Below are 13416 nucleotides of genomic sequence, written 5' to 3'. Positions count from 1 at the left end.
ATGGGGGTCACCGCCTTACGCTGCGCACTGCTCTTGCCGGACTGCCATTGTGGAACACGCCACTGACAATCCGGGCCGCCCGGCTCCCGGACGGCCCCCGGCCCGCCTTCGGACCCGCGCCCGCGCCCGCGATCAACGTCGGCGGCCGCCGCGGCGCCCCCGCCCGCTCCTGCCATCAGCGTCATCGGCGCCATCCGCCTCGTGGGCGCCGTCGGCACCGTCCTCGTGCGAGCCGAGCAGTTCGTCCGCCAGCGTCGGCAGATCGCCCGCCGGCGTCTCCTCGGCCCATCCGGGCCCGGACCGCCGGGGCGTGCCCTGCTCGTCGATCTGGGGAAGCTCGCGGGTGCGTTCGTTGGCCCCCTCGGCGGCCGACGGACGCTCGTCGCGGAAGTAGCCCGGCGGCACCTTGTCCTCGGAGACGGCCGGCAGCACCGCTGTCTCGTCCGTAGCCCCCGGAACCGGCGGCTGAGGCAGCACCTCGGTGTCCTCCGGGCCCGGCCCTCCGGGCCGCACCGCCGGCAGGACGGCGGTCTCGTCGGCCGCTCCGGCGGGCGGCGGCGCCACCACGGGGGTGGACACGGTGGTCTCGTTGTCCGGCACGGGCTGGGCGGCCGGTGCGGATGGGGTGGCCGGTGCGGACGGGGCAGCTGGTGCGGCCGCGGCGGGCGGCACGGACGGGGCAGCCGGTACGGCCGGGGCGTCTGAGGCACCCGGCGCGGGTGCGTCTGAGGCACCCGGCGCAGAAACAGAAGCAGAAGCCGTGGAGGCCGAAGCCGCCTCAGCCGCCGCCGCAGCCGCGGACGCGGACGCCGCTGCCATCCGCCGCGCCTCCTCCGCCCGCAGCAACGCCTCCTCCGCCTTGCGCTGCTTCTCGCGCCGACGCTCCTCCGCCTCGGCCCGCAGCCGCGCCTCTTCCTCGGCCTCCGCGCGGCGCCGCGCCTCCTCGGCCTCCCTGAGTTTCTCCTCGGCGAGCAGCCTGGCCTTCTCCTCCTCGGCCTTGCGCCGCGCCTCCTCGGCCCGCTTCCTGGCCTCCTCGGCCTGCCGCTCGGCCTCGCGGCGCTGGGCCTCTTCCAGCTCGCGCCGCTTGCGCTCCTCCTCCTCGGCGCGCAGTTTGGCGAGCTGCTCCTGGCGCTCGCGCTCCAGGCGCTCCTCCTCAGCCTTGCGGGCGGCCTCTTCCTCGGCCTTGCGCCGCGCCTCCTCCTCGGCGGCCTTGCGGGCCTCTTCCTGGGCCTTCACCTCGGCCTCGGAGAGCGGAAGGACCACGTCGAGCCGGTGCCGGATCACGGTCGTGACCGCCTCCGGCTCCTGGGAGGCGTCGACGACGAGGTAGCGGCCCGGGTCGGCGGCGGCGAGCGTGAGGAAACCGGACCGCACGCGCGCGTGGAACTCGGCGGGCTCCGACTCAAGCCGGTCGGGCGCCTCCGTGAACCGCTCGCGGGCGGCCTCGGGCGATACGTCGAGCAGGCACGTCAGGTTCGGTACGAGCCCACCGGTGGCCCAGCGGTTGATGCGGGCGATCTCGGTCGGCGAGAGGTCGCGTCCGGCGCCCTGGTAGGCGACGGACGAGTCGATGTACCGGTCGGAGATGACGATGGCGCCGCGCTCCAGGGCGGGCCGTACGACGGTGTCGACGTGCTCGGCGCGGTCGGCGGCGTACAGCAGGGCCTCCGCGCGGTGCGAGAGGCCGGCCGAGGACACGTCCAGCAGGATCGACCGCAGCCGCTTGCCGACGGGCGTGGCGCCCGGCTCGCGCGTGACGACGACTTCATGGCCCTTGGCGCGGATCCACTCGGCGAGCGCCTCGGCCTGCGTCGACTTACCGGCGCCGTCGCCGCCCTCCAGGGCGATGAAGAAACCGGTGGCGCAGGGAGCCTGCGCCGGGTCGTCGCCGCCGCGCAGCGCGTCCAGCAGGTCGTGTCGCAGCGGTACGCCCTGCCGGTCGTCGGCCTTGGCGAGGACCAGCGCGGCCACCGGCAGGAGCAGCGCGCCGACCAGCATCAGCGTGAAGGCGGCGCCTCCGTGGTCGAAGACGAACTTGCCGTTGACCATGCGGTGCGGCCCGATCGCGGCGGCGACCACGGGGGCCACCAGCGCGCCGAGCGCGACGCTCAGCCGGACGACGGCCTGGAGGTGTTCGGTGGTGCGGGCCCTGCGGTAGTCCTCGACCTCCTGGTCGAGCAGCGCGTGCCCGGTGTTCGCGGCGACGCCCGCGCTGACGCCGGTGAGGGCCAGCAGCAGCAGGACGGTCGTCACGTCGGGCACGAGGCCCGCGGCGAGCAGTGCGACGCCGGTGAGGGCGATCGCGAGAGCGAGCAGCCGGCGGCGCGAGAGCGAGGTCAGCAGGGAGGGCGCGGTACGGATGCCGACGACGGTGCCGCCGGTGAGCGCGAGGACGATCAGGCCGTACGTGACGGGCCCACCGCCCAGGTCCTTGGCGTGCAGCAAGGCGACGGCGACGGCTGCGGCGACGGCCGTGGCGACGGCGGCACAGGCGACGACGAGCAGCGGGATGGCACCCGTACGCCCCTTGTCGGTGCCGGTGCCCGTACGCGGCCTGCGAAGCCCTTCGAGGGGGCTACGCGCGCGTGGCGTCTGCGTACCGGGAAGCCGCAGGAAGTAGACGATGGACAGCGAACCGGCGAACAGCCCGGCCGCGAGGAACGAGGCGAGCCCCGCCTGGTGCAGTGCGAACCAGTCGAGCCCGGCGCCCAGGAGGTTGCCGATGAGCGTGATGGCGACCAGCGCGGCGGCCGCGAGGGGCAGCGCCACGAATCCCGTACGCAGCGACAGGCGCCGCAGCGCGTCCATGTGGTCCGGCAGCGGCCGTACCGTCGCGCCCTCCAGGGGCGGCGCGGGCAGCAGCGCGGGCGCCACGCTCTCCCTGGCGACCGTCCAGAACCGCTCGGCGACCCCGACCACGAAGGAGGTCACCAGGATCACCGCGAGGGCGTTGTCCGGCGTCCAGTCGATCCACAGCGGCGCGACGATCAGCAGCGCCGCGCGCACGCCGTCGGCGCCGACCATGGTCCAGCGCCGGTCGAGCGGGCCGCCCGGTGAGGTGAGGGAGGTGAGTGGCCCGAGGAGCACCGCTCCGAAGAGCAGCGTCGCGAGGACGCGCGCTCCGAAGACCGCGGTGATGGCGAGGGCCACGCCGCGGTAGCCGCCGCCGAAGGCGCCTTCCGCGATGGCCGACTGGAGCGCGAGAATCACCAGGACGAGCAGGGCGAGCGCGTCGCCGGCACTGCCGACGAGATGGGCGCTCCACAACCGCTTCAGCTGGGGTACGCGCAGCAGAGCGCGGACCGCACGCTCTCGGGAATCTGCGACCAGGGCGTCGTCGGGGGCCGGAATTCCGGCCGTTGGCTGCTCGGCACGCGTCATCCGTCCAGCCTATCTGGACGCGCCGCTTCCCCGAGGGCCCACCCGAACTAACGCCCGGTCGCCCCGTTGTGTCAGTCCTCCGAAGAGGCAGCCTTACTCGAAGCCGCCGCCTTCTTGGCAGTGGTCTTCTTAGCGGCAGTCTTCTTAGCGGTCGTCTTCTTGGCCGCGGCAGTCTTCGTGGCGGCAGCCTTCTTAGCGGGCGCCTTCTTGGCAGGCGCCTTCTTGGCGGCCTTCTTCGCCGTCTTCTTGGCCGGCCCCTTCGCCCGCTTCTCCGCGAGCAGCTCGTAGCCGCGCTCCGGGGTGATGTCCTCGACCGAGTCCGCCGCCCGCAGCGTCGCGTTGGTCTCGCCATCGGTCACGTACGCGCCGAAGCGGCCGTCCTTGACCACGACGGGCTTCCCGCTGACCGGGTCCTCGCCCAGCTCCTTCAGCGGCGGCTTCGCGGCCGCGCGCCCCCGCTGCTTCGGCTGGGAGTAGATCTCCAGGGCCTCTTCGAGCGTGATGGTGAAGAGCTGCTCCTCGCTCTCGATGGAGCGCGAGTCGGTGCCCTTCTTCAGATACGGGCCGTACCGGCCGTTCTGCGCGGTGATCTCGACGCCCTCGGCGTCGGTGCCGACGACGCGCGGCAGCGACATCAGCTTCAGCGCGTCCTCAAGGGTGACCGTGTCCAACGACATGGACTTGAAGAGCGAGGCCGTGCGCGGCTTGACCGCGTTCTTGCCGGTCTTCGGCGTGCCCTCGGGCAGCACCTCGGTGACGTACGGGCCGTAACGCCCGTCCTTGGCGACGATCTGGTGGCCGGACGCGGGGTCCGCGCCCAGTTCGAAGTCCCCGCTCGGCTTGGCGAGCAGCTCCTCCGCGTACTCGACGGTCAGCTCGTCGGGCGCCAGGTCCTCGGGGACGTCGGCCCGCTGGTGCTCCTCGGAGTCGCGCTCGCCGCGCTCGATGTAGGGGCCGTAGCGGCCCACGCGCAGCATGATGCCGTCACCGACGGGGAAGGACGACACCTCGCGGGCGTCGATCGCGCCGAGGTCGGTGACGAGTTCCTTGAGGCCGCCGAGGTGGTCGCCGTCGCCGTTGCCCGCGTCGGCCGCGCCGCCGGAGGGCTCGCCCTCACCGAAGTAGAAGCGCCGCAGCCACGGCACGGCCTGCGCCTCGCCCCGCGCGATGCGGTCGAGGTCGTCCTCCATCCTGGCGGTGAAGTCGTAGTCGACGAGCCGCCCGAAGTGCTTCTCCAGCAGATTGACGACGGCGAACGACAGGAACGAGGGGACGAGCGCCGTCCCCTTCTTGAAGACGTATCCGCGGTCGAGGATGGTCCCGAGGATCGACGCGTACGTCGACGGGCGGCCGATCTCGCGCTCTTCCAGCTCCTTGACCAGCGAGGCCTCGGTGTAGCGGGCCGGGGGCTTGGTCGCGTGCCCGTCGACCGAGATCTCCTCGGCGGAGAGCGCGTCTCCCTCGTTGACCTGCGGAAGCCTGCGCTCGCGGTCGTCCAGCTCGGCGTTCGGGTCGTCGGCGCCCTCGACGTACGCCTTGAGGAAGCCGTGGAAGGTGATGGTCTTGCCGGACGCGCTGAACTCGGCGTCGCGGCCGTCGGAGGCGCGGCCACCGATCTTGACCGTGACGGAGTTCCCGGTCGCGTCCTTCATCTGGGAGGCGACGGTGCGCTTCCAGATCAGCTCGTAGAGCCGGAACTGGTCGCCGGTCAGGCCGGTCTCGGCGGGCGTGCGGAAACGATCACCCGAGGGGCGGATCGCCTCGTGCGCCTCCTGCGCGTTCTTGACCTTTCCGGCGTACGTACGCGGCTTGTCCGGCAGGTAGTCGCTGCCGTAGAGCTGCGTGACCTGAGCGCGAGCGGCGGTGACCGCCGTGTCGGACAGGGTCGTGGAGTCCGTACGCATATAGGTGATGAAGCCGTTCTCGTACAGCTTCTGGGCCACCTGCATCGTGGCCTTAGCGCCGAAGCCCAGCTTGCGCGAGGCCTCCTGCTGCATCGTCGTCGTACGGAACGGGGCGTACGGAGAGCGGCGGTACGGCTTGGACTCGACGGAGCGTACGGAGAAGTTCGTGTCCTGGAGCGCGGCGGCGAGCGCACGGGCGTTCGCCTCGTCCAGGTGCAGGGTGTCGGATTTGAGCTGCCCGACGGAGTTGAAGTCACGGCCCTGGGCGATCCGCTTGCCGTCGACCGAGGTGAGGCGGGCGACGAGCTGCGACGGGTCGGAGGCGTCACCGGCGCGGCCGGTGCCGAAGGTGCCGGTCAGGTCCCAGTACTCGGCGGAACGGAAGGCGATGCGCTCGCGCTCCCGTTCGACGACGAGGCGGGTGGCCACGGACTGGACGCGGCCCGCCGACAGGCGCGGCATGACCTTCTTCCACAGGACCGGCGAGACCTCGTAGCCGTAGAGGCGGTCGAGGATGCGGCGGGTCTCCTGCGCGTCGACCATGCGCTTGTTCAGCTCGCGCGGGTTGGCGACGGCGCTGCGGATCGCGTCCTTGGTGATCTCGTGGAAGACCATCCGGTGGACGGGGACCTTGGGCTTCAGGACCTCGAGGAGGTGCCACGCGATGGCTTCGCCCTCGCGGTCCTCATCGGTGGCGAGAAAGAGTTCGTCGGAGTCCTTCAGCAGGTCCTTGAGCTTCTTGACCTGCGCCTTCTTGTCGGCGTTGACGACATAGATGGGCGCGAAGTCATGCTCGACGTCCACGCCGAGGCGGCGCACCTCGCCGGTGTACTTCTCGGGCACCTCCGCGGCGCCGTTGGGGAGGTCGCGGATGTGCCCGACGCTGGCCTCGACTACGTAGCCGGGGCCGAGGTAGCTCTTGATCGTCTTCGCCTTGGCAGGCGACTCGACGATGACGAGTCGGCGGCCGCCCTGTGCGGTCTCGCTGGTCGGGGACAACTTCGCTCTTCTCTCCGGTCGACGCTCGGTGGCAGTGCGCGGTGGCAATGCTCGTAGCAGTGCTCCTGGCAGTGCGGTGGCAGTGCTCGCATGGCTTGCGTTGCGCTGACGCTGCGGAGTGTGACGGTACATCCCGCCCCCGTGTCAAACGGTAAAAGCCCGCAACGGCCACTCGAACGGTAACCCGACTACCGCCATTCCTGCCGCCCGGAGTGGCGACCTGCCGTTTCGGCGACCCGCCGGGGCAGCGGCCCCGCCGCACCTGCGCGATCACCTGGAGCCGTCCGCTCCCCGGTACCTGAGGAGTCCCCGTATCGCCCCGGACCAGTCCCCTCCACGGCATCGGACCGAGCCTGTCCGCCCTGTCGAAAGGCGACACCGCCACCGGGAAGCGCGACCCCACTCCCTACGGGAGTACCACCCGCCGCACCACCGGGACAGGCCCCATCCGCCCCATCGACGTACGGCCGCCCGTCGACCGGAACACGGCGCTCCGCCGCAGCCGAAATACGACGCTCCACCGTCACCGGAAGGTGGCGGTCCGCCGCTGTCGGCGCCCCCGGATTCACAGCCGAGTGAAACACCACACTCCGAGAAGCAGCGCCCCGGAACCGGCGAGCGCGGAGAGCGTCGCCGATGCGACGGGCTTCACACCGTGGGCGACGGGCTCGCGGTGCGCGACCCGCGCACCGGTCCACAGCAGCAGTCCGGCACCGAACAGCGCGAACACCGTTCCGGCGAAGATCGCGGGTGCGCTCTCCATGGCCCTTGCCTCCCCGTGGCAGCTCTTCTCGGCGGTCCGCCAGGAGGCTGGCACGGCCGGGAATCGGGAGCGCGAAATCCGGGTGAACGACGGACGGCACCCTCGACCCGCCACCGCCCCGGAACCCGCCGTACGCCCGGAACCCGCCGTACCCCCCCCCGGAACCCGTGGTACCCACCCGTATCGCCGGATGCGTACGGGATGTTGGCCGATTTCACCACCCCGGGCACTGCCGCACGGGCCAGGCCCTACGCCCGGACCGGCAGCAGGAAGCCCTGCTCCACCAGGAGCCTGATCTGAGCGGGCGTCCGGTCCCGCAGCAACACCGGGTCGTCCCCGACCAGTTGGGCGATGGCGTCCAGGATCCGCCCGGCGCTCAGCGAGCCGTCGCACACACCCGCGAATCCGGCGCCCACGGTATCCACCTTGGTGGCCCGCCGCATCCCTCGGTGCTGTCGCAGCACGACGTGCTCCGGGTCCTCGGCGCCCGGCAGCCCCACCTGCTCCTGCATGACCTCGTCGGCGAGCTTGAAGTGCCCGGCGAGCAGCGCCGCGTCGTCGTGCGTACGCAGGTACTCCTGGCGGTCGAAGAACTCCCGCACCGTCTGGCCGAGCGGCTGCTCGACGGGGTGCGGCCACTCCTCGACGGTCACGGTCGGCTCGGCGGCCCCGGACTTGCGCAGGGTGATCCAGCCGAACCCGACGGCCCGTGTCCCGCGCGCCTCGAACTCGTCCAGCCACGCCTCGTACCGCTGCGCGTACACGGTGGGGTCCTGGCGGTGGTCCCCCGCGTCCCGCAGCCACAGCTCGGCGTACTGCGTGATGTCCTGGACTTCGCGCTGCACGATCCAGGCGTCACAGCCGCGCGGCACCCAGGAACGCAGGCGGTCCTGCCACTCCTCGCCGTCCACGTGCTGCCAGTTGGCCAGGAAGTGCGCGTACCCCCCTTCGTTCAACCGCTCCCCCGCCTCCTGAACGAGCGACCGGCACAGATCGTCCCCGCCCATCCCGCCGTCGCGGTAGGTGAGCCGGGCCCCCGGCGAGATCACGAAGGGCGGGTTCGACACGATCAGGTCGTACGTCTCCTCGCCCACCGGCTCGAAGAGGGAGCCCTCGCGCAGGTCCGCCTCCGGGGCGCCGGACAGAGCCAGCGTGAGCCGGGTGAACTCCAGCGCCCGGGGGTTGAGGTCGGTCGCCGTCACGCGCGTGGCGTGCTGCGCGGCGTGCAGGGCCTGGATGCCGGAGCCGGTGCCGAGGTCGAGCGCGCTGCCGACCGGGGTCCGCACGGTGATCCCCGCGAGCGTGGTGGACGCCCCGCCGACGCCGAGGACGACGCCTTCGTCATGGCTGCCGATGCCGCCGGCGCCGCCGACCGCGCAGCCCAGGTCGGAGACGATGAACCAGTCCTCGCCGTCCGGCCCGCCATAGGGGCGCACGTCCACGGTCGCCCGCAGCTCGTCCCCCTGGCCGGCCAGCCAGCGGCTCTCCAGAAGAGCGTCGACGGGCAGAACGTCCGCCACGCGCGCGTGGGGGACGGTTTCCTGGAGCAGGAAGAGGCGTACGAGGGCCGCGAGGCCGCTGTCCCCGCGGGTGGCCCGCAGCGCGGGCACGGTCTCACTGCGCGCGAGCGCGGCGTACGCGGGCGCCCCGAGCAGTTCGAGCAGCCCGTCGGCGGTGAAGTCGGCGGCGAGCAGAGCCTCTCGCAGGGAGGCGGCTACGTCGGCGCGGTCGGACGAGGGCAGGGGGAGGCTGGGGTTACTCACGCCCCCATTGTGACCCGCGAGCGGCTCCATGGCCCTGCCCCGGCGCGGGCGGACAGTACCCGGGCGCCGGGGCAGTGTGGGGCGGGGGTCAGTTCCCGGCCGACGGCGTGGCGGACGCGCTCTTGCAGCTGTCCTGCTTGCCCATCGCCTTGCCGACCTCCCCCTCCTGCAACTTCTCCAGCGCCTCGTTGCCGCTCTTGCTCAGCTTGTCCAGCTCGCCCGCGACGTCCTTGAGGCCGTCCGCGAAGTCCGCCTGGTTCTTGGTGTTCAATCCGTCGACCTGCTTCTTCAGGTCCTCGTACGACTTGGAGATGGCGTTCAGTTCCTTGACTGCGTCGTCCGTCTTCTTCTGACCGTCGTCGACCGGCGGCGCGCCCGCGCCCTTCACGGAGGAGCCCATCGCCTTGTAGGCGTCGGACATGTCCTGGAACGCCTTGGAGTCGGTCTTCTGGACGTCGGCGGGCGAACTGTTGTCGGAGGTCTCCTTCTGGATCGCCGCGTTGGCGTCCGCGATCTTCTTCGACTGCGGCTGGACGGAGTCACAGACCTTCTTGGCCCAGTCGTCCAGTTCCTTGTTGCCGTCGTCGCTGCTGCACCCGGACAGAGTGAGTACCAGTACCGCACCGCCGGACAGTGCGGCTGCAAGCTTCTTGTTCACCGGATTGGTCCCTTCCATGGCTCTCGGCCCCGGAACTTACACGCCAAACGAGCGACAATCGCATGCCGTGGGTCCGATACAACCGCTATTGCAGCCATTTGCACCAAGCAGATGGCGAGAAGCGCGAGACGAGACTCACGAGCCGTCAGAGACCTGGCGACGGCGGGCGGACGCCCACACGCCGACGGGCGGACGGCGCGTCAAAACGCGCTGTCCGCCCGCCCATTGGACGCGTGCCGCTCCGGGTTACGAAACGACCGCCGGATCGGCCGACTTGGCCGCCCGACCGGCGTTGCCCTCGTCCCCGACGGCGATGCCCCGCCGCTTGGAGACGTAGACCGCGCCGATGATGACCGCGATGGAGGCCACCGCGATGAGGACCCGCATGCCGACGCTGGCGTCGTCCCCGTAGCTGAACTTGATGACCGCGGGCGCGATGAGCAGCGCCACGAGGTTCATCACCTTCAGCAGGGGGTTGATCGCCGGGCCCGCGGTGTCCTTGAACGGGTCGCCCACGGTGTCGCCGATGACGACCGCGGCGTGGGCCTCACTGCCCTTGCCGCCGTGGTGACCGTCCTCGACGAGCTTCTTCGCGTTGTCCCAGGCGCCACCGGAGTTGGCGAGGAACACCGCCATCAGCGTGCCGGTGCCGATCGCGCCCGCCAGGAACGAGCCGAGCGCGCCGACGCCGAGCGAGAAACCGACCGCGATCGGGGTGAGCACGGCGAGCAGACCCGGCGTGGCCAGCTCGCGCAGCGCGTCCTTGGTGCAGATGTCGACGACGCGCCCGTACTCCGGCTGCTCGCTGTAGTCCATGATCCCGGGGTGCTCGCGGAACTGCCGCCGCACCTCGTAGACCACGGCCCCGGCCGACCGCGACACCGCGTTGATCGCGAGCCCCGAGAAGAGGAAGACGACCGCGGCGCCGAGGATCAGGCCCACCAGGTTGTTGGGCTGTGAGATGTCCATCACCAGGTTCATCGGGGCGCCGTCGCCGAGTTTCTCGCCGACGTCCTTGGCCGCTGTCGCGATGGCGTCGCGGTACGACCCGAAGAGCGCCGACGCCGCGAGGACCGCGGTCGCGATGGCGATGCCCTTGGTGATGGCCTTGGTGGTGTTGCCGACGGCGTCCAGGTCGGTGAGCACCTGCGCGCCCGCGCCCTCGACGTCACCGGACATCTCGGCGATGCCCTGGGCGTTGTCGGAGACGGGGCCGAAGGTGTCCATGGCGACGATGACACCGACGGTGGTCAGCAGCCCCGTACCGGCGAGGGCGACGGCGAAGAGGGCGAGCATGATCGACGTACCGCCGAGCAGGAACGCCCCGTACACGCCGAGCCCGATCAGCAGCGCGGTGTAGACGGCCGATTCGAGGCCGATCGAGATGCCCGCCAGCACGACGGTGGCCGGACCGGTCAGCGAGGTCTTGCCGATGTCCCTGACGGGACGCCGGTTGGTCTCGGTGAAGTAGCCGGTGAGCTGCTGGATCAGGGCGGCCATCACGATGCCGATGGCCACGGCGATGAGCGCGAGGACCCGGGGGTCGCCGTTGTGGCCCGCGATCGCCGTGTCCGTGACGCCGTCCAGCTTCGCGTACGAGGACGGAAGGTAGACGTAGACGGCGACGGCCACGAGCGCCAGCGAGACGACCGCGGAGATGAAGAAACCGCGGTTGATGGCGCTCATGCCGCTGCGGTCGGCGCGCCGCGGCGCCACCGCGAAGATGCCGATCATCGCCGTCACGACACCGATGGCCGGAACGAGCAGCGGGAAGGCGAGTCCGGCGTCGCCGAACGCCACCTTGCCGAGGATCAGCGCGGCGACGAGCGTGACGGCGTACGACTCGAAGAGGTCGGCGGCCATACCGGCGCAGTCGCCGACGTTGTCGCCCACGTTGTCGGCGATGGTCGCGGCATTGCGCGGATCGTCCTCCGGAATGCCCTGCTCGACCTTGCCGACCAGGTCGGCGCCGACGTCGGCGGCCTTGGTGAAGATGCCGCCGCCGACACGCATGAACATCGCGATCAGCGCGGCTCCGAGCCCGAATCCTTCGAGCACCTTCGGCGCGTCGGCCGCGTAGACGAGCACCACACAGGAGGCACCCAGAAGACCGAGCCCCACCGTGAACATGCCGACGACACCGCCCGTGCGGAAAGCGATCTTCATGGCTTTGTGCGAGACGGCGGTGAGATCCTTTGCGGGTTCTCCTTCCGCCGGGGTGGCCTCCCGGGCGGCGGCAGCGACGCGCACATTGCTGCGCACGGCGAGCCACATACCGATATAGCCGGTGGTCGCCGAGAACGCCGCTCCGATCAAGAAGAAGATCGATCGTCCGGCGCGCTGATTCCAGTCGTCCGCGGGCAGCAGCATGAGCAGGAAGAACACCACGACGGCGAATACGCCGAGCGTGCGAAGCTGCCGGCCCAGATAGGCATTAGCGCCTTCCTGGATCGCCCGCGCGATCTTCTTCATGCTGTCGGTGCCCTCGCCGGCCGCGAGGACCTGGCGCACCAGGACACCGGCGACGACGAGCGCGGCGAGCGCGACGGCCGCGATGACCATCACGATAAGCCGATTGTCGTCCGTCAGGACTGCGGCTGCGAAGGTTGAGGGGTGGTCAAACTGATGAGGGGTAGAAAGCCCCGCCATTCGTCCTCCTTGACGCTTGGGCTGAGCTCAAGATGTGGACGGATTGTAGGGAGCGGAACCTGATCAAAACAGAGCGCCACTAACGCAATTGACCTGAGATTGCTTCTCAGCAAATGATCGCGGCCGCAGATTGGCCCCGAAAGCGGTAATGCCTCAAAACCGTTGACGAGAGATCGTTGATCTAGATAATTAGGTGATCAGAATAAGAAAAGTCCCTGTTCACCGTGGTGGTGACAGGGCCTGTCGGGGCTAGAGGGGCGTCGGGTTACGGGGCCTAGGGGCGAGCGCACCGGACCGGAGACAGCGGCCAACGACCGGAGCGGAAGCGGAGCCGATCAGGGCAGAAGTGGCGCGGGATCACGGCCGAAGTGGCGCGGGATCACGGCCCCCGAAGTGGCGCGGATCAGGGCAGAAGTGGCGCGGGGGTCGTCGGCCACCTCATGCGGATCAGCCCACCGGACTCGCCGGCGGTGACCTCGACGTCGTCCACGAGGCCGCTGATGACGGCGAGGCCCATCTCGTCCTCGCCCTCGGCCTCCAGCTCGTCGCCCGCGCCGGGGCGCGCGCCGGGCACCCGGTCACCGGGCGCCGAACGGGGCGCCTCGTCGCCGACCTCGATGGAGAACTGCTTCTCGTCCTCGATCAGCGCGACCCGCACCGGCGCGTCCACGCCGTTGCTCTGGTGCAGCCCGACGGCGCGCGTGCAGGCCTCGCCGACCGCGAGCCTGACCTCGTCGAGGACGGCCTCGTCCACCCCGGCCCTGCGCGCGACCGCGGCCGCCACGAGGCGGGCGGTCCTGACGTGCTCGGGCAGCGCGCTGAAGCGGAGTTCAACGGTGGCCATGCATCCCCCTCGGACGTACGCGCGTGCTGTCAGGGGGCCGGGCCGCAGGCCCGGTCCCCTGCTGTACTGCCACTCCGGGCCTCAGTCGGTGGCAGCGACTGCTTCCTCGACCGAGGTGTGAATGGGGAACACCTTGGTCAGGCCGGTAATGCGGAAGATCTTGAGAATGCGCTCCTGGTTGCAGACCAGGCGCAGCGAGCCCTCATGGGCACGCACGCGCTTCAGGCCGCCGACCAGCACGCCGAGCCCGGTGGAGTCGAGGAAGTCCACGCCCTCCATGTCGACGACCAGATGAAAACTGCCGTCGTTCACCAGCTCGACCAACTGCTCGCGCAGCTTGGGCGCGGTATAAACATCGATTTCGCCACCGACCTCGACGACCGTACGATCGCCGACGGTACGGGTCGACAGGGACAGGTCCACGGATCCTCCAGCACCTTGCTATCGAGCGGTCA

Annotated in this window: 8 protein-coding genes; all 8 read right to left on the bottom strand. The window is 70.8% G+C overall.

Annotated features, from left to right (window positions below; translation table 11 throughout):
- Window positions 1–132: 132 nt before the first annotated feature.
- Window positions 133–3381: a dTMP kinase gene (tmk, locus tag CP975_RS19340; RefSeq protein WP_055536293.1), complete on the bottom strand. Its 3249-nt coding sequence runs from the start codon at window positions 3379–3381 to the stop codon at window positions 133–135.
- 71 nt (window positions 3382–3452) lie between these two features.
- Window positions 3453–6284, bottom strand: a complete 2832-nt coding sequence (gene topA, locus CP975_RS19335) for a type I DNA topoisomerase (protein WP_055536294.1) — start codon at window positions 6282–6284, stop codon at window positions 3453–3455.
- Between the two features lie 565 nt (window positions 6285–6849).
- Window positions 6850–7047 carry a hypothetical protein gene (locus CP975_RS19330; RefSeq protein WP_055536295.1) on the bottom strand — a complete coding sequence of 66 codons (198 nt, stop codon included), beginning with the start codon at window positions 7045–7047 and terminating at the stop codon, window positions 6850–6852.
- A gap of 248 nt (window positions 7048–7295) precedes the next feature.
- Window positions 7296–8840 carry a DUF7059 domain-containing protein gene (locus tag CP975_RS19325; protein ID WP_055532148.1) on the bottom strand — a complete coding sequence of 515 codons (1545 nt, stop codon included), beginning with the start codon at window positions 8838–8840 and terminating at the stop codon, window positions 7296–7298.
- 58 nt (window positions 8841–8898) lie between these two features.
- Window positions 8899–9486: a hypothetical protein gene (locus CP975_RS19320; RefSeq protein WP_055532150.1), complete on the bottom strand. Its 588-nt coding sequence runs from the start codon at window positions 9484–9486 to the stop codon at window positions 8899–8901.
- 228 nt (window positions 9487–9714) lie between these two features.
- Entirely contained in the window at window positions 9715–12117 is a 2403-nt protein-coding gene (locus CP975_RS19315) for a sodium-translocating pyrophosphatase (RefSeq protein WP_055532152.1), read from the bottom strand.
- Window positions 12118–12520: 403 nt separating this feature from the next.
- Window positions 12521–12961 (bottom strand): ATP-binding protein, encoded by a 441-nt coding sequence (locus tag CP975_RS19310; RefSeq protein ID WP_055532154.1) that lies wholly within the window; start codon window positions 12959–12961, stop codon window positions 12521–12523.
- 81 nt (window positions 12962–13042) lie between these two features.
- A complete protein-coding gene (gene bldG, locus CP975_RS19305) occupies window positions 13043–13384 on the bottom strand; it encodes an anti-sigma factor antagonist BldG (protein WP_003975386.1) in 342 nt (113 codons plus the stop codon).
- Window positions 13385–13416: the final 32 nt, after the last annotated feature.

This window comes from Streptomyces alboniger, from assembly GCF_008704395.1.
Classification (GTDB): Bacteria; Actinomycetota; Actinomycetes; order Streptomycetales; family Streptomycetaceae; genus Streptomyces; species Streptomyces alboniger.
Note: the sequence above shows the minus strand (reverse complement) of the source record. Positions and strands in the feature narration are given on the sequence as shown.